This window comes from Streptomyces sp. P9-A2 (assembly GCF_036634175.1).
Lineage (GTDB): Bacteria > Actinomycetota > Actinomycetes > Streptomycetales > Streptomycetaceae > Streptomyces > Streptomyces pratens.
In genome coordinates this window covers 724,610-745,016 of sequence record NZ_JAZIFX010000001.1, presented here as the reverse complement: position 1 = coordinate 745,016, position 20,407 = coordinate 724,610, and the positions used below count along the sequence as shown (strand labels likewise).

Sequence of the window (20,407 nt, the reverse complement as noted above, 5' to 3'; positions counted from 1 at the left end):
TCAGGAATCCACCGCGCTGCGATCGGTGACGAGCAGCATGTCGGCGTGCGACAGCAGCCGGTTCAGGTTGCGCTCCGAGTTCAGAGGGGCGTCGACGCCGACCGCCGCGCCGTCCAGGAGCCGCTCCAGCTCCGCCGCCTTCCCCGGGCCCTTGACGCCCAGGGCCCATTCGGGGTCGACGTCGAAGGCGCCGGTGACGTCGACCATGCGGACCACGATGTCGTCGCGCTGGAAGACGGTGCTCATGAAGATGCGGCTGTCCGGGTCGCCGACCGCGGCCTCGTCCTGATGGGAGAGGAACCGGGCCAGCTCCATGCCCTGTCCCTCGACGGCCGGGTAGTACAGCGCGTGCCGCCGCAGACCGGCGGGCTCGGGGCCGTCCGCGCGGACGTGGTGCACGGAGGGGAGCGCGGCCCGGGTGAAGAACACCCGCGCCGAGCCGGGGTCGGACAGATCCCGCTCCTGCTCCAGGTGGGGGTCTATGGCCGTTTCGATAGCCCGGATCTCGGGCTGGCCGGCCACGTGGCGCAGTGCCGCGGCCAGGTCGCCCTCGACCTCCATGCACCGCACCACGCGGTTGCCGTGCATGAACACGGAGGTGCGGCGCAGCCTCGTGTCCGCTTCCAGCTGGGCCTTGGGAGACGTGTACCCGGCCAGGTGCTCCGCGACCTTGGACTCGCTGCCCGGCTTGACGGTGAAAGTGAGCGCGTGGCGGGCCACCCCGTCGCCCACGCGGACCTGTGCCTGCAGACCGGACCGCTTCTTCGCCCCGGGACGCGGCTCCGTCTCGCGCAGGACGCTGTAGCGCATGGATCGGGTGTCGCGGACACAGCTGTGCATCGGGCGGACGATCTCGATGTGCTCCTCGCTGTTCACCCAGGCGAGGAAGGGAAGCGCGCTCTCCCACTCGCTGGTGATGAGCCACTGCGAGGGGTTCTCGATCGACTGGCAGAGCTGGTCCTGGATGTGCCCGGGAATGGACGCGACCTTGCTGCTCATGTGCTCATAGGCCTCGAGGAACTGCTCCTGCGCCCCGTCGTACAGGTCGAGCAGCAGAATCACCCGCAGCCTGGAGCCGTCGAACGCCGAATGCGCTATCCGTCCCGCCGTGGGTCCCGTCGTGCGTTCCGTCGTGGTCATCCGGCGCACCTCTCCTCTTCTTCACGAAAGGCTCTTCAGTGGAGGTCGGAAACGGCCCCGTCGCCGAAACGGCCGGGCTCGCCCTGAACCGATCTTCGGGGCGTCCCGCGAAGTGCGCGAGACACACGGGGCAGGTGGGTGAACCGCGCGTCAACCGGGTGCCGCCAGGACACGGAACGACCTGTACCGGGCATGAATGCGGCGTCCTTTCCCCGCCCGTCCAGGGCGACGATGGAGGCAGTTCAATGAACCGATCGCAAGAGGCCGGCGAGACCGGTCACCGCACGCCCGTCCTCATCGTGGGCGGCTCCCTCGTGGGCCTGTCGATGTCCGTGTTCCTGGGGCGTCTGGGCGTGCCGCACACGCTCGTCGAACGTCACACGGGCACGTCGATCCACCCGCGCGGGCGCGGCAACAACGTGCGCACCATGGAGCTGTTCCGGGTGGCCCAGGTGGAGCAGCAGATCAGGGAGGTCGCGTCGGTCCTGGCGGACAACCACGGCATCATGCAGACGCCGAGTCTGGCGGACGGCGACGGCGAGTGGCTGTTCAAGGAGATCGACCCCGGGGGCGGGCTGGCCCGGTTCAGTCCCGCCGGGTGGTGCCAGTGCAGCCAGAACGACCTCGAGCCGGTGCTGCTGGCCCACGCCCGCGAACTCGGCTGCGATCTGCGGTTCGCGACCGAGCTGATGTCGTTCGACCAGGACGGCGACGGGGTGACGGCACGGGTCAAGAGCCGGGAGACCGGCGAGCACACCACCATCCGCGCCGACTACCTGGTCGCCGCGGACGGCCCGCGCAGCCCCGTGCGGGAGCGGCTCGGCATCGGGCAGAGCGGTCCGGGGGACCTGTTCCACAACGTGAGCCTCACCTTCTCCTCACGCGGCCTCGCGGATGTCGTCGGAGACCGGCGGTTCATCGTCTGCTACCTGACGAACCCGGAGGCCGACGGGGCGCTGCTGCCCGTCGACAACGCCGAGAACTGGGTGTTCCACGCCCCCTGGCACCCCGAACACGGCGAGACGATCGAGGAGTTCACCGACGAGCGGTGCGTCGCCCACATCCGGCGGGCGATCGGCGTGCCGGACCTCGACGTCAAGATCACCGGCCGGGCGGCCTGGCACGCCGCGGAGCGGGTCGCCGAGAGGTACACCGACCGCCGGGTGTTCCTCGCCGGCGACTCGGCCCACGAGATGTCGCCCACCGGGGCGTTCGGCTCCAACACCGGCATCCAGGACGCGCACAACCTCGCCTGGAAGCTGGCCGCCGTCCACGGCGGCTGGGCGGGCCCCGGACTGCTGGAGTCCTACGAAGCCGAGCGCCGACCGGTCGCCGAGGCGACCAGCGCCCGCGCCTCGAACCGTTCGGTCGAGCACAGCCACCCCGGCTACACGCCCGCGGCGGGCGCCGGCAGCAAGGGCCCGAAGGGCGGAATCCTCAACGTGGCGCTGGGCTACCGCTACCCGCAGGGCGCGGTCGTCGGCGGCGATCCGGCGGCACCGGTCGTCCCGGAGGGCCTGCGGCTGACGGGGGAGCCGGGCACCCGGGCCCCCCACCTGTGGCTGGACCGCGACGGCGTCCGCATCTCCACCCTCGACCTGTACGAGCGGTCCCTGGTGCTGCTGACCGGCGAGTCCGGCGACGCCGCCTGGCACACCGCCGCGGCGCAGGCGGCGCAGCACCTGCGGGTGCCCCTCGACGCCTACCGGATCGGCACCGGCCCCGCCGCGGACCTGACGCCGGACGACGGCGTCGACTGGGCACAGGCCCACGGCGTCACCGGGGACGGCGCGGTACTGGTCCGCCCCGACGGATTCGTGGCGTGGCGCTCGGAAGGGGCCGTGGAGGATCCCGCGACGGTGCTGCGGAAGGCCGTCACGGACATCCTGGCCCGGGAACGGGACTGACGGTGCGCGCGGCGAGGCGGCGTCAGGCTCCTCCGACGCCGCCCTGCCGTCCCCGCTCCGCCTTGGCCTTGTGCTGTTCGAACCGCTGGACCGCGGGCCCGTCGTCGTTCCACGGCCACGGGGTCACCGTGCCCTGGAGCGCCTCGAACACATGGTTCGCGTCGACGGCCCGGCCGGCCGCGCACAGCGCGTACGCCAGGACGTTCAGGTCCGCCTGGGCCGCCGCGTGCTGGAAGAATCCCGGCTTCGCCCAGAGGGAGGCGGCCTGCTCCAGCGAGGCCGCGATCTGTCCGCCCTCCCACAGCTGACCGGCCGTCATGGCCCGGACGCCGCCCTGCGCCACCAGCCCCTGATACTGCCGGACGGTCGCGGTCAGCTCGATCGCCGCGCACGGCGCGTTGGCCGGTATCCGGGTGCGCACCACATCGATGAAGTCGAGGACGGCCGCGCTCGAGCCGCCTTCCTCCGGCGACAGATGGGCGAGCATCTGCAGATAGGCCTCACGGTGCCAGCGGTCGCGTCCGGTGGCCTCCCGCCAGATGGCGTTGACCTCGTTCTGCGGATACCGCTCGAGGCGGGCCATGCCGAGCAGGGCCACCCAGGGCAGCGGATCCGCCGGCTTCAGCTCCGCGGCCCGATGGCACTGGGTCACCACCTGTGCCGCGTCCTGCAGGTGTCTGTCCCGCAGGCCGCGCATCAGAGCGACCCAGGAGTGGAACACCAGAGCGTCGGGGTTCTTCGGCTCCCTGGTCAGCCAGGCCGAGGCCAGGTCGGACCCCGATCCGGCCGTCTCCCCGGCCAGTACGGTCACCCGATGGCTGCGCCGGTCCCAGTCGTCCCCGGTTTCCTCGAGGAAGGCCGCGACAAGGGTCACCTCCGTCGACTTGACGCTCCCGCCGCGTTTGCCCACCTGCCGGAGGACGCGCGCGAGGGCGTCATCGTCGAGGGCGGGGGCGAGGCGGGGACGTTTACCGGCACGACTGCTGAAGAGCGACATGACCGCAGACTAGGAACTGTTTTGGGTACGGCAACCGATACGAGCAGATCGTTACCGATCCGGACCTCAGCGTGACGCGGTTTGACCATGCCGAAGGTGGCCAAGGGCCTGAACAGGCGCTCAGCTCCTGGTGGTCGGGGAGAACGATGCAGTACGAGGGGGCGGCGCACCGGTTCGCCGGCCCGCCCCCTCATGTTTTTCGTCGGTGTGTCCTTCCGTCCGTCCGGCTGTGCCCGGCCGGTCAGGGAGCCGGCGCCGGGAAGGTCGGGTACTCCACGCCGGAGACGTACTGGACGACCCGGACGACCTGGGAGGAGTAGCCGAACTCGTTGTCGTACCAGAGGTACAGGATCGCGTTGTCGCCCTCGACCTTGAGGGCGCCGGCGTCGACGATCGAGGCGTGCCGCGAGCCGATGAAGTCGCTGGAGACCGCGTCGGGGGCGCTGATGAAGTCGATCTGGCGCTTCAGCGGCGAGGTGAGCGACACATCGCGGAGGTACTCGAGTACTTCGGCGCGGTCGGTCGCGCGGCCCAGCTGGAGGTTGAGGATCGCGATGGAGACGTTCGGCACCGGAACCCGGATCGAGCTGCCGGTGATCGTCGCGTCGAGGTCGGGCAGTGCCTTGGCGACGGCGGAGGCGGCACCCGTCTCGGTGATCACCATGTTCAGCGGCGCGGAACGGCCGCGGCGTTCGGACTTGTGGTAGTTGTCCAGCAGGTTCTGGTCGTTGGTGAACGAGTGGACGGTCTCCACGTGGCCGCGCAGCACACCGTACTCGTCCGCCATCGCCTTGAGCGGCGGGACGATCGCGTTGGTGGTGCAGGAGGCACAGGAAAGGATCTGCTCGTCCGGCTTGAGGGTGTCGTGGTTGACGCCGTGCACGATGTTGGGCACGTCGCCCTTGCCGGGCGCGGTCAGCACGACCTTGTCGACACCGGGGCGCAGGTGCTGCGAGAGGCCCTCGCGGTCGCGCCACCTGCCGGTGTTGTCGATGAGGATGGCGTTCTTGATGCCGTACGCCGTGTAGTCCAGCTGCGACGGGTCGTCGGCGTAGATCACCTTGATGGTGTTGCCGTTGGCGACGATCGTGCTGTTCGCCTCGTCCACGGTGATCGTGCCCTGGAACTGGCCGTGCACGGAGTCGCGACGCAGCAGGGAGGCGCGCTTGACGATGTCCTGCTCGCCGCCCCGGCGGACCACGACGGCGCGCAGCCGCAGGCCGTTGCCGGAGCCGGACTTCTCGATGAGCAGGCGGGCGAGGAGCCGGCCGATGCGGCCGAAGCCGTAGAGGACGACGTCGCGCGGCTCACGGCGGTCGATCTTGTGGGCGCCGGTTGCTCCGGCCACGGCCTCGGCGGTGAACTCCGCCACCGACAGTGCGCGGTCGTCGGTCCGGTAGGTCGCGGCGAGCAGACCGAGGTCGATCTGGGACGGACCGAGGTCGAGTGCGGTGAGCGCCTGGAGGAAGGGCAGCGTCTCGGTGACCGACAGCTCCTGGCCGGAGATCTGACGGGCGAAGCGGTGGGTCTTGAGGATCGAGACCACCGACTTGTTCACCAGGGAGCGGCTGTGCAGCAGGACGGTGACGTCCCGCTCGCGGTGCAGCTTCCCGATGATCGGGATCATCGACTCCGCGATCTCCTCGCGGTGCTTCCAACTGGTGAACGAGTCTTCATTGACAGTCACAGGATTATCTTTCGAGCTAGGCGGCGCTCATATGATAACCATGCCGGTCAGGGGGCTCGATGGGGCCTCCCTTCCGGCGCCGGGAGGATTGCGAACCGTGCGATCGGGTACGCGTGCAGGACCGTGCCCGGAGCGGATCCTGGTCCGATCGGCAGAAGGCCGATCGGACGATCCGCCTTCTGCCGGTCCGCCGCGCGCGGATCGCTCGTCGCGGATCGCCGATGGCCGTCGCCGATTCCGTCCGGGGCGGGTCCGTACGACCGCCGCTACGAGGGAAGCCGCCATGGAGACACCCGCGCACGAGAACAATGCCCCCATGTCCGCCCAGCGGGCTCTGGACGCTCTGACCGACAACACCCAGGACACGGCGGCGCTGGACGCCCTCGCCGACAGTGATGTACTGATTCCCGTGCCCGACGACGCGGGTGACGAGGCCGTCGACCCCGGCGCGGTCGCGCTGCCGGTGATGGAGCAGCCGGACGGCATCCAGGTGGTGCCGGTCTTCACCTCGGAACTGGAGATGTCGGGGCTGCTGCCGTTCGTCTCCCGCTACCGGCTGGTGCCGCTCGGGGCGCTGGCCGCGCAGTGGCCGGCCGACGAACTGTCCCTCACCATCGACGGCAGCTCGGAGCACCGCCTGACATTGACCTCCGAAGGGGTGCGTACCCTGCTGGCCCGCCCCTAGGGCGTTTTCGAAAGTCCCGTCTGCCCCGCGGCGTCCGGCACGCACTCCCCCAAGCTCTTCGAGCAGGGGGGACCCCCAGCCGCGTTGTCGGGGTCGCCCGCGTACGCCCGGTACGCGGGCGACCCTCCGCCGTGCGATCGCACGCTCCCCCAAGCTCTCGGCTCCGCTCGAGCAGGGGGGACCCCCATGACGCCGCGGGGCCCGCCCTCCGGGCGGCCGGCGCTACGTTCGAAACACGCCCCAGGGCTCCTCGAGTGGATCATGCCGGGCCCCCGCGGGCCCGGCATGATCCGAACGAAGGTTCTGGGGCGTGCCGCGTCCGTCCGGTGCGGCGGACTACTCGCCCAGCGTGCGGGCCAGGGCCGCGCGCTGGAGCGGCAGTGCCTCGGCGTGCAGGTCGCGGCCCTTACGGGTGAGCGTGACATAGACGCCCCGTCGGTCCTCCACGCAGAGGCTGCGGGTGACCAGGCCGTCCTTCTCCAGTCGGGCGATGAGGCGGGACAGCGCGCTCTGGCTGAGGTGGACGCGCCCGCCCAGATCCTGCACCCTGCAGTGCTCGCCCTTCTCGGGCGACGCGGTCGCGAGCAGGTCGAGCACCTCGAAGTCGGAGGCGCCCAGGCCGTGCGGATGCAGCGCGCGGTCGATCTCACCGAGGGTGCGCGCGTGCACCGACAGAATCTCCCGCCATCGCTCCTCGAGCCGGATGCCGGCCGTCTCCACTGCCATGAGTGAACGGTAACATTTGTTCGGAGTTCAACTAATGGCTGGGCGATGCACGGACCTGCACGGACCTCCGCGCGTCACGCCCGTGGCCGGCGCACCCCTATGCCGACTCGCGCTTCACCAGCTCCGTCGGGAGGATCACCGTGGCCGGGTCCTCGCCGCCCACCTGGGCGAGCAGAACCCGCACCATCTCGGAGCTGATGCGGTCCCATGGCTGGCGGATCGTGGTCAGGCCGGGGCTGGTGGAGACGGCGGCCCGGGAGTCGTCGAAGCCGCCGACCGCCACGTCCTGGGGCACCCGGCGTCCCGCGCGGTGCAGTGCCGTCAGCACGCCCTGCGCCATCAGGTCCGAGGCGACGAACACGGCGTCCAGGTCGGGCGCCCCTGCCAGCAGGCGCTCAGCGCCCGCCTCGCCGCTGGCCCTGCTGTAGTCGCCGGAGACGATGAGCCGCTCGTCGATCGCGGTGCCGGCCTCGGCGAGCACCTCCTTGTACCCGGCGAGACGCTCCACGCCGCCCGGGGTGTCGAGCGGTCCTGTCACCACGCCCACCCTGCGCCGGCCCAGTCCCAGCAGATGACGCACCATGTCGCGGGCGCCGTCCCGGTCGTCCGCGGCCACGTAACTCACCTTGGAACCCAGCCCGATCGGCTTGCCGCACGCGACCAGCGGAACGCCCGCCGCCCGCAGCTCCTCGGCCACCGGATCGCCCGAGTGGCTGGAGACCAGCAGCACCCCGTCGACGTGCCCGGCGGTGATGTACCGCACGATGCGCCGCCGTTCGGCCTGTGTACCGGCGATCATCAGCAGCAGCGGAATGTCGTGCGCGGCCAGCGCCTGTGTGCAACCACGCAGCAGGACATTGAAGTTGGGATCCTCGAAGAACCGCTCCTGCGGCTCCGTCAGCAGGAAGCCCACCGAGTCGGACCGGCCGGTGATCAGCGAGCGGGCGTGCCGGTTCACCACGTACCCCGTCCTGCGGATCGCGGCGTTGACCGCCTCCGCCGCGGACGGGCTGACGTAGTGGCCGCCGTTGAGCACGCGTGAGACGGTGCCGCGCGAGACACCGGCCTCACGCGCCACGTCGTGGATCGTCGGCGGCTTGCGCCTGCTCCCCGTGTTGCTCATGGTCATGACTTTACGGCCCCGGACAGCAGATCCAGGCTCCAGAACCGCTGGACGACCAGGAAGAGGGCGACCAGCGGGAACACCGCGAGGAATGCCCCGGTGATCACCAGGGTGTACAACGCCGGGGTGCTGGCACCCTGTTCGAGGAGCGTGTACAGACCGAGCGTGATCGGGAACTTCTCGTCGTCGCTGAGCATGATGAACGGCAGCAGGAAGTTGTTCCAGATCGCGACGAACTGGAACAGGAAGACCGTCACCAGTCCGGGCAGCATCATCGGCAGCGCGACCCGGGTGAAGATCCGCCACTCGCCCGCGCCGTCCATCCGCCCGGCCTCCACCACGTCGGACGGCACCGACGCCGCGGCGTAGATCCGCGCCAGGTAGACGCCGTACGGGGAGAGGATCTGCGGCAGCAGCACGGAGAGGTAGGAGTCCGTGAGGTCCGCCTGGGCGAGCAGCAGATACTGCGGGACGGCGAGGATCACCGGCGGCATCAGGACGCCCGCGAGCAGCACGTTGAACAGCGTCTCGCGGCCCCGGAAGCGGTAGACCGCCAGCGCGTAGCCGCTGACCGCCGACACGCACGTCGACAGCAGGGCGCCGAGGCCGGCGTACAGGGCGGAGTTGCCCATCCACTCCCAGTAGACGCCGTCGCGGTAGGCGTTCAGGTCCGAGAGGTTCTCGGTGAAGCCGGTGCCGGGCCAGAACGTGAACGTGGAGAACAGCTCGCTGCCGGATTTGGTCGACGCGATGACCACCCAGACCACCGGCAGCAGGCAGTACAGCGCGCCGAGCAGGAGTGTCAGGGTGGGGACCAGGGCGATGCGGCGGGGCCGCGCCGGGCCGCGACCGGTGCCCGGGACGGTGCCGGCCACGGGCTCGGCCTTGTTCAGGGCCACGGAACTCATCGGGCCGCCTCCTGCTTGTTGCGTCGGTTCGCGGCCCGCAGGAAGCCGAAGGAGAGCACCAGGGTGGCGAGCGCGATGAGGGCGGCCTGGGCGGCGGCCGAGTGGATGTCACCGTTGACGAAGGCGTCCTGGTACACCTTCATCAGCGGACTCCAGGTGGTGGACACGGAGTTGGTGAGCGGCTTCAGCGTGGTCGGTTCGTTGAACACCTGGAGGGTCGCGATGATCGAGAAGAAGAAGGTGAGCACCAGCGACGGCGCGACCATCGGGATCTTGATCTTCAACGCGATCTGCAGGGGCGTGGCGCCGTCCAGCTTCGCCGCCTCGTACACCTCGACCGGGATGGCCCGCAGCGCGGTGTAGATGACGATCATGTTGAAGCCGGTGCCGCCCCACACCGCGATGTTCGACAGGGCGAGGAACAGCGGACCGCCGTCCAGCAGGTCCGGCTGCGGCAGGCCGAACCTGTCGAGCACGAAGTAGAACGGGCTCACGTCGGGCAGGTACAGGAAGCCCCACAGCAGCGCCGCGATCACGCCGGGTATGGCGTACGGCAGGAAGATCGCGAGCCGGGTGAAGGGCGCGAGCCGCACCCTCTCGGAGTCCAGCGTCAACGCGAACACCAGGGCGAGCCCCAGCATCACCGGCACCACGATGCAGCCGTAGCCGAGCACGCGCAGCGCGCCGTCCAGCAACTCGCTGTCGGAGAGGGCGGCGGTGTAGTTCTCCAGGCCGGCCCAGACCTCCTTGCGGGCACCAGCGCCCAGGCCGAGCCCGGACACCCGCACCTTGCGGAAGCTGAGCCAGATCGCGTACCCGATGGGCAGCGCGAAGAAGAGCAGGAAGAGAACCGTCGCGGGGATCAGGAAGAGGAAGGGGGCGCTCCGGGTGCGCCTGAGTGCGGAGGTGCGGGACGGGCGGGCGTACGGGGCCCCTTCGACCCCGTACGCCTTCCCACGTGCCGGGGATGTCACGGAGCGACCTCGAAGCCCTGCTTCTTCAGGTCGGCGACCGTGTCCCGCTGCATGCTGTCCACGGCCGCGACGAAGTCGGACTTGTTCTTCGCCGCGGCACCGAAGGCGTCCTTGAACGTCGTGTACGCCACGTTGACGTTCGGGCCCCAGGCGGACGGCGCGGTGGTCTGCGCGATCCCGGCGGCCTTCTGGTAGAAGTCGGGCTGGTTGGAGAAGTACTCCGGTGGGGTGGTGAAGGCGCCGCTGAGCTGGGCCGAGGTGGAGGCGGGATAGATGCCGCTCTCCTTCGCCAGCGCGTTCAGGGCGTCGCCGTCGGTGTTCAGCCAGGCGGCGAACTCGGCGGCGGCCTCCTTGTTCTCGGAGTCGGTGGTGACGCCGGTGGAGGAGCCGCCCCAGCTGCCGGTGCGGTTCTCCTCCTCGGTCCACTGGGGGAGCGGGGCCATGGCCCACTTGCCCTTGGTGTCGGGCGCGGCCGTGCTCAGGGTGCCCGGCGCCCACACGGCGCTGACCCACGCGATCTGCTTGCCGGTGTTGAGCGCCTTGTTCCAGGCGGGGGTGTACATCGGCTGGTTGTCGATCGCACCCTCCTTGACCAGGCCGCCCCAGAACTCGGCGACCTTCTTGGTCGCGTCGTCGGAGATGCCGACCTTCCACTGGTCGTCCGACGTGCTCCACCACTGCGCGCCGGCCTGCTGGGCCAGCCCCGCGAACAGGCCCGAGTCGTTGGCGGAGAACGTGGTCAGGTCCGTCTCCGGGGACTCCTTCTTGAGCTCCCGCGCGGTCTCCGCGAACTCGTCCCAGGTCGTCGGCACCGTCAGGCCGTACTTCTTGAACAGGTCCTCGCGGTAGTAGAACATCATCGGTCCGATGTCCTGCGGGACCGCGTACACCGCGTCGGTGCCGAGCGTGGTCTGCTGCCAGACGCCGTCCGCGAACTTGCTCTTCGCGTCGCCCACGTCCTTCGAGATGTCGGCGAGCGCGTCATTGCTGACCAGTGTGGGCAGCGCCTGGTACTCCGCCTGCACCAGGTCCGGGGCCTTGCCCGCCTTGTGCGCGGTGAGGATCTTGGTGACCAGCGTGTCGCCGGACGCCTGCTTCTTCACCGTGACCTTGATCTGCTTTTTCTTGCCGGGGCCCTCGTTCCACAGGTCCACGACCTTGTCCATGCCCGGGGCCCAGGTCCAGTACGTCAGTGAGACCGGACCGGACCGGGCCCCGCCGTCGTCGTCCGACGACGAGCCGCACGCGGCCAGCGTGGTGGCGCCGAGCGTGACCGCTATGGCGGAACTCACGAGGCGACGGTGGATCGTGTATCGCATGGAACTCTCCCCTGACCTGGGCCCCCGCCTCTCGCGAAGACCTGCTGCCCCAGCTGCGCTCGGTTCGTACCGTGGCTCGCGCTGATCTGTGAGCGTTCACAGTAGAGAAACATCCCGGACACTTGTCAATGGTTGTTGCTGTGCGGTTATGTTGGCCCTGCGCTACCGAAAGTGTGTGTGTACGTTCCCAGAAGATCGACATATCGGAGACAATCCATGCCGGAGACCACCCCCCTGGGCCTCACCGGGCTCGCCTTCGGTGGGGACTACAACCCCGAGCAGTGGCCGGAAAGCGTCTGGACCGAGGACGTCCGGCTGATGCGTGAGGCCGGCGTCACCATGGTGAGCGTCGGCATCTTCTCCTGGGCCCTGCTCGAACCCGAGCCCGGCGTCCACGACTTCGGCTGGCTCGACCGCGTCCTGGACCTGCTGCACGAGAACGGCATCCGCGCCGACCTCGGCACGCCCACCGTCGTGCCGCCCGTCTGGTTCTACCGGGCCCACCCCGACGCGCTGCCGGTGACCGCGGAAGGGGTGCGCTACGAGTTCGGCTCGCGCGGAGCCATCTGCCACAGCAACCCCGACTACCGGGCCGCCGCCGCGGACATCACCACCAGGCTCGCCGAGCGGTACGGGAGCCATCCCGCGCTCGCGATGTGGCACGTCCACAACGAGTACGGCGTCCCCGTCTCCGCCTGCTACTGCGACGGGTGCGCCGCGCACTTCCGCCGTTGGCTCGCACGGACCTACGGCACCGTCGAGGCCGTCAACGACGCCTGGGGCACCGCCTTCTGGGGCCAGCGCTACGCGGACTTCGAACAGATCAATCCGCCGCGGGTCACCCCGACGGTCGGCAACCCGGCCCAGGCACTGGACTACCGGCGGTTCGCCGACGCGACCGTGCGGGAGAACTTCACCGCCGAGCGGGACATCCTGCACCGCCTCTCGCCCGGCGTCCCGGTCACCACCAACTTCATGACCGCCCTCAGCCAGTGCGACTCCATGGACTACTGGGCCTGGGGCCGCGAGGTCGACTTCGTCACCAACGACCACTACCTGATCACCGACGGCCGCCGCACCCACGTGAACCTGGCGATGTCCGCCGACCTCACCCGCTCCGTCGCCGGCGGCGCCCCCTGGCTGCTGCTCGAGCACTCCACCTCGGGCGTCAACTGGCAGCCCCGCAACCCCGCCAAGGCACCCGGCCAGATGGCCCGCAACTCCCTCGCGCACGTGGCCCGCGGCTCCGAGGGCGCCATGTTCTTCCAGTGGCGCCAGTCCAGGCGCGGCGCCGAGAAGTTCCACTCGGCGATGCTCCCGCACGGCGGCACCGACACCCGCGTCTGGCGTGAGGTCGTCGAACTCGGCGCGAACACCGACGCGTTGGCACCTCTGCGGGGCACCCGCACCGAGGCCGACGTCGCCGTGCTGTGGGACTGGCACTCCTGGTGGGCGCAGAACCTCGACTGGCGTCCCACCGAGGACCACGACGCCCGCGAACGCGCCGACGCCTTCTACGAGGCGCTCTACGACCGCCACCTCACCGTCGACTTCGCCCACCCGGAGGCCGACCTGTCGCGCTACCCCCTGGTCGTCGTCCCCGCCCTGTATCTGATGACCGAGGCGGCGGGAAACAACCTCAGGGAGTACGTCGAGAACGGCGGCACCCTGGTCGTCTCGTACTTCTCCGGCATCGTCGACGAACACGACGCCGTGCACGAGGGTGCCCACCCGGGGGCCCTGCGGGACGTCCTCGGCCTGACCGTCGAGGAGTTCTCGCCGCTCGACGCCGGCGCCCGGGTACGCCTGACCGGCCCCGACGGCTCCGAACTCGGCGGCGACGTGTGGTCCGAGTTCGTGGTGCCGCGCGGCGCGGAGACCGTCTGGACCTACGCCGACGGCCTCACCGCCGGCCACCCCGCCGTCACCCGCCACCGCCTCGGCGAGGGCAGCGCCTGGTACGTCTCCACCCGCCTGGGCGCCGAAGGGCTGGACACCCTGCTCGGCCGGGCCGTCGAGGACACCGGGATCACCCCGCGCGCCGACCTGCCCCTCGACGTCGAAGTGGTGCGCCGCACCGGGGAGTCCGGCACCTTCCTGTTCGTGATCAACCACACCGCCGGCGACACCAAGGTGCCGCTGGACGCCCCCGGCACCGAACTGCTGACGGGCGAACGCGCCGCGGGCCGCCTGGCGGTCCCGGCCGGAGCCGTCCGGGTCGTCCGACTCGACGGCTGAGCCATGACTCCCCTCCGCCCGCGTGAGCAGCGCACGCCGCGGGCGGAGGGAGGCCCCCGCCCCGCCGAGGGCGGGGGCACCCCCCTCTCCCCACGTCGAAGGGACGACGGACACCGATGCTCCATCCCAGACGCACGTGCACACCTCAACGCATCCTCCGGGCCCTGCTGCTGCCGCTCGCCGCAGGGCTGGCCCTCACCGCACTGCCCGCCCAGACCGCGACGGCGGCGAGCACCCTCACCAACGGCGGCTTCGAAGCCGACGGTTCGGGGGCCGCGGCCCCGGCCGGCTGGTCGGAGCACGGCGCCACCGGAGCCTCGTACACCGAGTCCGGCGGCCGCAGCGGAAGCCACCGACTGTCCCACTGGTCGTCCTCGGCCTACCAGGTGGAGACGTACCAGTACCTGTCCGGCCTGACCAACGGCGACTACAGGCTGACCGCCTGGGTCCGCTCCGGCGGCGGCCAGAACGCCGCGTACCTCGCCCTCAAGAACTGCGGCGGCACCGAACAGCGCACCGACCTGCCGGTGTCCGCCGGCGACTGGATACGGATCGTCGTGCCCGTCAGGGTGACGAACAACCAGTGCACGATCAGTGTGAACAGCGATGCCGGCGCGGGCAACTGGATCAACGTCGACGACCTGACCTTCGCCCCGGGCACCTCGGGCCTGGCGGTCAAGGGCGCCGACATCTCGTCCCTGCCCAAGAGCGAGGCCAAGGGCGGCGTCTACCGGACCGCGTCCGGAAGCGCGGGTGACGGCGTCGCCATCCTGCGCTCCGCCGGCATGAACTACGCCCGCCTGAAGGTCTGGGTGAACCCGGCCGACGGATACAACAACAAGGCACGTGTCCTCGCCATGGCGAAGCGGGTCAAGGCCCAGGGCATGAAGCTGCTGGTCGACTTCCACTACTCGGACGCCTGGGCCGACCCCGGCAAGCAGACCAAGCCCGCCGCCTGGGCAGGACACTCCTACAGCCAGTTGAAGACGGACGTGTACCAGCACACGTACGACGTCCTGGACGCCCTCAAGGCGCAGGGCACCACCGCGGACATGGTCCAGGTCGGCAACGAGATCAACGGCGGCATGCTCTGGAACGAGGGGTCCACCAGTAACTGGACGCAGCTTGCCGGCCTGCTCAACTCCGGCTACGACGCCGCCAAGGCGGTCGCCCCGTCCACGACCGTCGCGCTGCACCTTGCCGAGGGAGGCGACCTCGACGGGACCCGCTGGTGGTTCGACAACGCGGTGTCCCAGGGAGTGAGGTTCGACGCCATCGGCCTGTCGTACTACGGCTACTGGCACGGCACGCTCCACGACTTCCAGACCACCCTGGACGACGCCGCCGCCCGCTACGGCAAGCCGGTCTTCCTCGCCGAGACGGCCTACCCGTTCCGCCTCGACAGCGAGGACGGGCTGGAGAACATCATCGACCTCGCCGGAGAACTGGTCCCCGGCTACCCGGCGACCACCGCGGGCCAGACCCGGTGGATGAACGACGTGGCGAGCATCGTGGAGGCCGTCCCGAACGGGCGGGGCCTCGGTGTCTTCTACTGGGAGGCGACCTGGACCGCCCGTACCGGCAACGGCTGGGACCCGGCCGACCCGGCCTCCGGCAACGGCTGGGAGAACCAGGCACTGTTCGGCTACGACGACCGGGCGCTGCCCGCGATGTCGTGGTTCGGCCACCGGTGAGCGTGTGAGGTACTGACGTACGCCGGGGCCCGGCCGCACACACGACGGTACGTGTGCGGCCGGGCCGCTCGCCATCGTGCCGTGAAACAGTGGTTCCGTAGAGTCGCTGAACCGTTCAACCACCTTGTGACCGAGGCGGGTCGACCGTCCCGGCAAGGGTTCCGGAGCGCCTGACACGGGGGCGCCGGCTGCGGGACAGTGGAGGTGCCCGGAGTGGACGCCGGGGTGGAGGTGGACGACATGATCAGGACTCCCGACGACGGGACACGGCTGCACATCCTCGCCTGGCTGAGGGAATCCGGCCGCGCCGGGCACGGCGTCACCGCGGAGGCCGTCGCCGGCCGGTTCGGCATGTCCCACCCGGTCGCCCTCACCCACCTCCGGCTGCTCACGGCCGTCGGCCTGCTGCGCACCGGCGGTGCCGCCGGGCGCCCGTACTACCGGTGCGACGAGGTACGGATCGCCGAGGTCGCGCGGATGTTCGAGAAGGGTTGGTAGCGCATACGGCCCAGGGCCTCCCCGGCCTCGGACATCAAGCCGGCACCCGGCCGCGGCCCCGGCCGACGCGCTGTGGGCGTAGTGGGCCGCCCGCCCTTGCCCGTCGTCCCGCCGGAGGGTGCGCCGCCGTCCGTCAGCGGGCCTCGCGCAATGGTTCCCCCACGCTCCTGAGGTGGCGCAGCGCCGTGACGTACGAGGCGAACAGCCCCGTACGGCAGTACGGGATGCCCAGCTCGGCGCAGTACCGCTCGGTGATGACCTGGGCCCGGCCGAGGGCGGGCGTGGGCATGCTGGGGAAGAGGTGGTGCTCGATCTGGTGGTTCAGCCCGCCCATGAAGAGGTCGACCATCGGACCGCCCGTGACATTGCGGGAAGTGAGGACCTGGCGGCGCAGGAAGTCCAGCTGCCGGCCCTCCTCGATCATCGGCATGCCCTTGTGGTTGGGGGCGAACACGGAGCCGAGGTAGATCCCGAACAGGCCCTGGTGGACGGCGACGAAGGAGAGTGCCCTGCCGGGGGAGAGCACCGTGAACAGGCCGCCGAAGTACACGGCGAAGTGGGCGACGAGCAGGGTCCCCTCCAGTACCGGCCGCTTCACGGCCGGGCCGCGCAGGGCCTTGAAGCTGCTGAAACTCAGATTGAGGCCTTCCAGTGTCAGCAACGGGAGGAAGAGCGCGGCCTGGTGCTTGCCGATGAACCGCGCGGGGCCCTGTGCCCGGCCCGCCTGGCGGCGCGACCAGACCAGCAGGTCGGGGGCGACATCCGGGTCCTTCTGCTCGTGGTTGGGATTCGCGTGGTGGCGGGTGTGCTTGTTCATCCACCAGCCGTAACTCATGCCCAGCAGCACGTCGGCCACCAGCAGACCACCCGCCTCGCTGGGGCGCCGGCGTGAGAACACCTGCCGGTGTGCCAGATCGTGGGCGGCCAGCGCGAGCTGCCCGAAGACCACGGCCAGGGCCGCCGCGACGAACAGCTGGCTCCAGCTGTCGCCCAGGACGAGAAAGGCGGCGACACCTCCCGCCAGGGCGAGCCCCACCGTGCCGAAGCGCAGGGTGTAGTAGAGAGGACGGCGCCTGAGCAGCCCTTCGGCGGCCATGCGCCGCGACAGTTCGGCGAAGTCGCTCCCCTTTTCGCCTGCCCGCGCAGCCGGGGTTCTTGTGAGCGTCGTCGGATTGAGCACCGTTGGATTGGCCATGCAGATGAGTATGTGAACGGACGCCCCGCCGCAGAATGATGTTGCCCCCCGGAACGAAGGTGTGGGTAGCCCCAGCGCGGGAGCCGTCCCGTCCGGCTTGACACCCCTCGCGTCCGCCCCGCACCATCAGCCTCGTGAACCTGTCAGACAGCCAGACAGGCGGCGCCGGGCCGCGGCGTGTCAGCGCGATGGAAGCGGCCCTCTCCCACCTGCGCGACGCCATCGAGCGCGGCGAGTACGCCATCGGCGACAAGCTCCCCTCGGAGGCGGAGCTGTGCCGCACCCTCGAGGTCTCCCGGCCCGTGCTGCGCGAGGCGCTGCGGGCGCTGCAGACCATGGGCCTGACCGCGTCCAGGACCGGTAAGGGCACTTTCGTCGTCGCCGACGCCGTCGGGGACCCCACCTTCGGCGACTACACGGCCGGCGACCTGCTGGAGGTGCGCCGCCACGTCGAGATCCCGGTCGCCCGGTACGCGGCCCGGCGGCGTACCCCCGAGCACCTCGAGCTTTTGCGCCGGCTGCTGGACCGGATGGACCGGGAGACCGACACCACCGCCTGGGCCGCCATGGACACCCACTTCCACCTCGCAGTGGCCGAGGCCACCCAGAACCCCGTGTTCCGCAGGGTCATCGAGGAGATCCGGGACGCGCTGGCGCGTCAGTCCGCCTTCCTCAACCAGCTCGGGGACCGGCGCGAACAGTCCAACCGCGAGCACCGGGCTGTCGTCGAGGCACTGGCCGACGGCTCGGAGGACGCCGCCGCCGAGGCGATGGCGCACCATCTCGAGCGGGTCGGGACGACCCTCACGGACATCGTGCACCCGGCGCGCGCAGCCACCCGGACGGTCACCCGCGCGGTTCCGCACACGCATACCCCCACGGCCCCCCACGGGCCCGCCCCCACGGAAGACCGATCCCCATGAACAGCACGTTCCCCGCGGCCGCGCCCCCGGTCCGCGACCCCCTCCACGCCCCTGTCGCCCACCTCGTCCGCGGCGGGATCGTGGAAGGTGTCCACTACGGTTCCGTCGTCGTCCTCGGCGCCGACGGCGAGGTCCGGCTCGGGCTCGGTGACATCGAGGCCGCCTGCTACCCGCGCTCCGCGCTCAAGCCTGTCCAGGCCGTCGCCATGGTGCGGGCCGGTCTCCCGCTCGAGGGCGAGCTGCTCTCCCTCGCCGCCGCCAGCCACTCCGGCGAGGAACGGCACCTCGCCGGCACTCGGCGCGTCCTCGCGGGCGCCGGACTCACCGAGGACCATCTGCGCAACACCCCGGACCTGCCGTTCGGCCGGGCCGTACGCGAGACCTGGGTGCGCGAGGGCCGCCCGCCCTCCCGACTCGCCCAGAACTGCTCGGGCAAGCACGCCGCCATGCTCCTCACCGCACGGCTCAACGGCTGGTCCCTCGGTGACTACCTCGACCCCGGCCACCCCCTCCAGCGGGCGATCGCCGAGACCGTCGAGGACCTCACCGGGCAGCACGTCGCCCGGGTGACCGTCGACGGCTGCGGCGCGCCCCTGTTCGCCGTCTCCCTGTACGGCCTCGCCCGCGCCGTCGCCCGGATCGCCACCGCCCTGCCCGGCACCCCCGAGGCCCGGGTCGCCGACGCGATGCGCGACCACCCCCAGATGGCATCGGGCTCGGGCCGGGACGTCGCCGCCCTGATGGGGGCCGTGCCCGGGCTGCTCGCCAAGGACGGATTCGAGGGCGTACAGGTCGCCGCCCTGCCCGACGGCAGTGCCGTCGCCGTGAAGATCTCCGACGGCGCCGACCGGGCTCGCGTCCCGGTGACCGCGGCCGCCCTCATCCATGCCGGGATCGACCCGGCCGTGCTCACCGCGTTCGCCGGTGAACCGCTGTTCGGCGGCGGCCTGCCGGTCGGCGGCATCCACCCCGTACCCGCGCTGGAACCGCTGCCCGGGCCGGCCGCACGACGCTGACGGCCTCGCCGGAGAGTGGAGCGGCGGGCGGCGGTGTGCCGGGGCGGCGGGTGGCGTCGGCCGCGGCTGGTCGTGGCCGGTCAGTCCGGCACTGCCCGACCCCACCTGAGCCGCAGGAACAGGGCCACGCCCATCGCGCCCAGCAGTGCGGCGCCCGTGACCGTCCATGTCCCCGGCCGTTCGGGCTCCCGGCCCCGCGCCGCCAAAACCGCGGCGGGGGTCGGGGCGGTCGTGGGCCGTGCCTGGGGCCCCGGCAGCGGCTTGACCAGCAGGGCGTCCAGCGACCCCACCGCATCGACCCGGCCGGACGCGTCGAACCCCCAGTCCAGCAGCGTGCGCGCCTCCTCGTACACGGCGCTCCCGCCGCCCCATCGGGGGTTCAGCACCGTCACCACGAGGGTGCGTCCGTCCCTGTGGGCGGCCGCCACGAGCGTGTGGCCGGCGTTGCTGGTGTAGCCGTTCTTGATCCCGACGATCCCCGGGTACCGTTCCACCCCGTCCGAGCCGGTGAGCAGCCGGTTGGTGTTGCGGATTCCGTACGATCCGCCGTCGCGGCCCGGGAACATCGCCTCCTCGCGGGAGCAGTACCGGACGAAGTCGGGGCTGCGCAGCCCGGCCCGGCCGAACACCGCCAGGTCGAACGCCGACGACACCTGGCCCGGGGCGTCGTAGCCGTCGGGCGACTCCACCTGCGTGTCGTGGGCGCCGAGGGCGTGGGCCTTGTCCTGCATCCGCTGCGCGGTGGCCTCCCAGCCGCCGCTGAGCGCGGCCAGCACATGCACGGCGTCGTTTCCCGAGCTGAGGAAGACTCCGTTCCACAGGTCGGAGATCCGGTACGTGAGGTCCTCCGCGACCCCGACGCGGCTGCTGCCGGGGCCGATGCCCGTCAGTTCCTCCTCGCTGACGGTGTGCCGGATGCCGGCCGGCAGCACGGGCAGCACGGTGAGCGCGAACAGGGTCTTGAGGGTGCTGGCGGGCGGCAGCCTGCGGTGCGCGTCGTGCGCGGCGAGCACCTCACCGGAGTCGGCGTCGGCCACCAGCCACGACCGGGCGGACAGCTCCGGGACCTCGGGTGCCCCGGCGCGCGGGCGGACCTGGGTGCCGGAGCGGTACAGCAGCGCATCCGGCGCGGACCCGGCCGCGGTCCGCGGTTCCGCGGCGACTCGTGCTCCGGAGTCGGGCGACGGCGCGGGGTCCGCGCTCGTGCCGGCGGTCGCCGCGGCGGGGGCGAGCGCCAGCAGGCCTGCTGTGCAGAGGGCACACGTGGACGCGGCAGCCCGCGAAGCAAATCCGATAGTCATACCGCAAACGTAGAAAGAGGACCGCGGACGGCCGCGGTGACCGGGCCGGAGGCCCTCCGTAAACACCCGGATGCCG

At 71.0% G+C, this 20,407-nt stretch carries 17 protein-coding genes; 7 read left to right on the top strand and 10 right to left on the bottom strand.

From position 1 onward, the window contains the following. Positions 1 to 1,140, bottom strand: coding sequence for a SchA/CurD-like domain-containing protein (locus V4Y04_RS03410; RefSeq protein ID WP_332425730.1), 1,140 nt, complete (start codon positions 1,138 to 1,140; stop codon positions 1 to 3). Positions 1,141 to 1,385: 245 nt separating this feature from the next. On the opposite strand from V4Y04_RS03410, the gene V4Y04_RS03405 reads away from it, so the two are divergent. Beyond that, positions 1,386 to 3,047 carry an FAD-dependent oxidoreductase gene (locus tag V4Y04_RS03405; RefSeq protein ID WP_332425728.1) on the top strand — a complete coding sequence of 554 codons (1,662 nt, stop codon included), beginning with the start codon at positions 1,386 to 1,388 and terminating at the stop codon, positions 3,045 to 3,047. Between the two features lie 22 nt (positions 3,048 to 3,069). On the opposite strand, the gene V4Y04_RS03400 is transcribed toward V4Y04_RS03405, so the two are convergent. Together V4Y04_RS03400 and V4Y04_RS03395 are read right to left on the bottom strand one after the other, a co-directional pair. Continuing rightward, positions 3,070 to 4,044 carry a hypothetical protein gene (locus tag V4Y04_RS03400; protein ID WP_332425726.1) on the bottom strand — a complete coding sequence of 325 codons (975 nt, stop codon included), beginning with the start codon at positions 4,042 to 4,044 and terminating at the stop codon, positions 3,070 to 3,072. Between the two features lie 241 nt (positions 4,045 to 4,285). Continuing rightward, a complete protein-coding gene (locus V4Y04_RS03395; RefSeq protein ID WP_332425725.1) occupies positions 4,286 to 5,731 on the bottom strand; it encodes a glyceraldehyde-3-phosphate dehydrogenase in 1,446 nt (481 codons plus the stop codon). Between the two features lie 283 nt (positions 5,732 to 6,014). On the opposite strand from V4Y04_RS03395, the gene V4Y04_RS03390 reads away from it, so the two are divergent. Beyond that, positions 6,015 to 6,416, top strand: a complete 402-nt coding sequence (locus V4Y04_RS03390; RefSeq protein ID WP_332425723.1) for an SseB family protein — start codon at positions 6,015 to 6,017, stop codon at positions 6,414 to 6,416. Positions 6,417 to 6,752: 336 nt separating this feature from the next. Here V4Y04_RS03390 and V4Y04_RS03385 read toward each other — a convergent pair whose 3' ends face one another. The 5 genes from V4Y04_RS03385 to V4Y04_RS03365 form a co-directional block, all read right to left on the bottom strand. Then, positions 6,753 to 7,142 carry a MarR family winged helix-turn-helix transcriptional regulator gene (locus V4Y04_RS03385; RefSeq protein WP_332425721.1) on the bottom strand — a complete coding sequence of 130 codons (390 nt, stop codon included), beginning with the start codon at positions 7,140 to 7,142 and terminating at the stop codon, positions 6,753 to 6,755. 97 nt (positions 7,143 to 7,239) lie between these two features. Then, positions 7,240 to 8,271: a LacI family DNA-binding transcriptional regulator gene (locus tag V4Y04_RS03380; protein ID WP_332425719.1), complete on the bottom strand. Its 1,032-nt coding sequence runs from the start codon at positions 8,269 to 8,271 to the stop codon at positions 7,240 to 7,242. Then, a complete protein-coding gene (locus V4Y04_RS03375; protein ID WP_332425717.1) occupies positions 8,268 to 9,173 on the bottom strand; it encodes a carbohydrate ABC transporter permease in 906 nt (301 codons plus the stop codon). The genes V4Y04_RS03380 and V4Y04_RS03375 overlap by 4 nt, the downstream gene beginning before the upstream one ends. Beyond that, complete coding sequence (locus tag V4Y04_RS03370) at positions 9,170 to 10,147, bottom strand: carbohydrate ABC transporter permease (protein ID WP_332425715.1); 978 nt, start codon at positions 10,145 to 10,147, stop codon at positions 9,170 to 9,172. The genes V4Y04_RS03375 and V4Y04_RS03370 overlap by 4 nt, the downstream gene beginning before the upstream one ends. Then, positions 10,144 to 11,466: an ABC transporter substrate-binding protein gene (locus tag V4Y04_RS03365; RefSeq protein ID WP_332425713.1), complete on the bottom strand. Its 1,323-nt coding sequence runs from the start codon at positions 11,464 to 11,466 to the stop codon at positions 10,144 to 10,146. The genes V4Y04_RS03370 and V4Y04_RS03365 overlap by 4 nt, the downstream gene beginning before the upstream one ends. A gap of 216 nt (positions 11,467 to 11,682) precedes the next feature. Here V4Y04_RS03365 and V4Y04_RS03360 point away from each other — a divergent pair, with 216 nt between their 5' ends. The 3 genes from V4Y04_RS03360 to V4Y04_RS03350 all read left to right on the top strand — a co-directional run bounded on the left by V4Y04_RS03360 (position 11,683) and on the right by V4Y04_RS03350 (position 15,896). Then, entirely contained in the window at positions 11,683 to 13,704 is a 2,022-nt protein-coding gene (locus V4Y04_RS03360; RefSeq protein ID WP_332425711.1) for a beta-galactosidase, read from the top strand. 116 nt (positions 13,705 to 13,820) lie between these two features. Next, entirely contained in the window at positions 13,821 to 15,398 is a 1,578-nt protein-coding gene (locus V4Y04_RS03355) for a glycoside hydrolase family 53 protein (protein ID WP_332425710.1), read from the top strand. A 240-nt stretch (positions 15,399 to 15,638) separates the two neighbouring features. Next, the gene (locus V4Y04_RS03350) at positions 15,639 to 15,896 is read left to right on the top strand and encodes a winged helix-turn-helix domain-containing protein (protein WP_332425709.1); all 258 of its coding nucleotides are present in this window, start codon (positions 15,639 to 15,641) and stop codon (positions 15,894 to 15,896) included. A gap of 133 nt (positions 15,897 to 16,029) precedes the next feature. Here the strand turns inward: V4Y04_RS03350 and V4Y04_RS03345 are convergent, their stop codons facing one another. After that, on the bottom strand, positions 16,030 to 17,091 hold the full coding sequence (locus V4Y04_RS03345; protein ID WP_332425707.1) for a fatty acid desaturase family protein: 1,062 nt from the start codon (positions 17,089 to 17,091) through the stop codon (positions 16,030 to 16,032). Positions 17,092 to 17,225: 134 nt separating this feature from the next. On the opposite strand from V4Y04_RS03345, the gene V4Y04_RS03340 reads away from it, so the two are divergent. Continuing rightward, positions 17,226 to 18,014 carry a FadR/GntR family transcriptional regulator gene (locus V4Y04_RS03340; RefSeq protein WP_332425705.1) on the top strand — a complete coding sequence of 263 codons (789 nt, stop codon included), beginning with the start codon at positions 17,226 to 17,228 and terminating at the stop codon, positions 18,012 to 18,014. After that, complete coding sequence (locus V4Y04_RS03335; protein WP_332425704.1) at positions 18,011 to 19,030, top strand: asparaginase; 1,020 nt, start codon at positions 18,011 to 18,013, stop codon at positions 19,028 to 19,030. Before V4Y04_RS03340 ends, V4Y04_RS03335 begins: the two co-directional genes overlap by 4 nt. An 80-nt stretch (positions 19,031 to 19,110) precedes the next feature. Here V4Y04_RS03335 and V4Y04_RS03330 read toward each other — a convergent pair whose 3' ends face one another. Continuing rightward, complete coding sequence (locus tag V4Y04_RS03330) at positions 19,111 to 20,331, bottom strand: D-alanyl-D-alanine carboxypeptidase family protein (RefSeq protein ID WP_332425703.1); 1,221 nt, start codon at positions 20,329 to 20,331, stop codon at positions 19,111 to 19,113. Positions 20,332 to 20,407: the final 76 nt, after the last annotated feature.

Excerpts from the sequence above, each read along its gene's own strand:
- V4Y04_RS03385 (WP_332425721.1), bottom strand. The coding sequence starts at position 7,142 with ATGGCAGTGGAGACGGCCGGCATCCGGCTCGAGGAGCGATGGCGGGAG.
- V4Y04_RS03405 (WP_332425728.1), top strand. The coding sequence starts at position 1,386 with ATGAACCGATCGCAAGAGGCCGGCGAGACCGGTCACCGCACGCCCGTC.
- V4Y04_RS03410 (WP_332425730.1), bottom strand. The coding sequence starts at position 1,140 with ATGACCACGACGGAACGCACGACGGGACCCACGGCGGGACGGATAGCG.
- V4Y04_RS03400 (WP_332425726.1), bottom strand. The coding sequence starts at position 4,044 with ATGTCGCTCTTCAGCAGTCGTGCCGGTAAACGTCCCCGCCTCGCCCCC.
- V4Y04_RS03330 (WP_332425703.1), bottom strand. The coding sequence starts at position 20,331 with ATGACTATCGGATTTGCTTCGCGGGCTGCCGCGTCCACGTGTGCCCTC.
- V4Y04_RS03355 (WP_332425710.1), top strand. The coding sequence starts at position 13,821 with ATGCTCCATCCCAGACGCACGTGCACACCTCAACGCATCCTCCGGGCC.
- V4Y04_RS03375 (WP_332425717.1), bottom strand. The coding sequence starts at position 9,173 with ATGAGTTCCGTGGCCCTGAACAAGGCCGAGCCCGTGGCCGGCACCGTC.
- V4Y04_RS03335 (WP_332425704.1), top strand. The coding sequence starts at position 18,011 with ATGAACAGCACGTTCCCCGCGGCCGCGCCCCCGGTCCGCGACCCCCTC.
- V4Y04_RS03380 (WP_332425719.1), bottom strand. The coding sequence starts at position 8,271 with ATGACCATGAGCAACACGGGGAGCAGGCGCAAGCCGCCGACGATCCAC.
- V4Y04_RS03350 (WP_332425709.1), top strand. The coding sequence starts at position 15,639 with ATGATCAGGACTCCCGACGACGGGACACGGCTGCACATCCTCGCCTGG.
- V4Y04_RS03360 (WP_332425711.1), top strand. The coding sequence starts at position 11,683 with ATGCCGGAGACCACCCCCCTGGGCCTCACCGGGCTCGCCTTCGGTGGG.
- V4Y04_RS03390 (WP_332425723.1), top strand. The coding sequence starts at position 6,015 with ATGGAGACACCCGCGCACGAGAACAATGCCCCCATGTCCGCCCAGCGG.
- V4Y04_RS03345 (WP_332425707.1), bottom strand. The coding sequence starts at position 17,091 with ATGGCCAATCCAACGGTGCTCAATCCGACGACGCTCACAAGAACCCCG.
- V4Y04_RS03365 (WP_332425713.1), bottom strand. The coding sequence starts at position 11,466 with ATGCGATACACGATCCACCGTCGCCTCGTGAGTTCCGCCATAGCGGTC.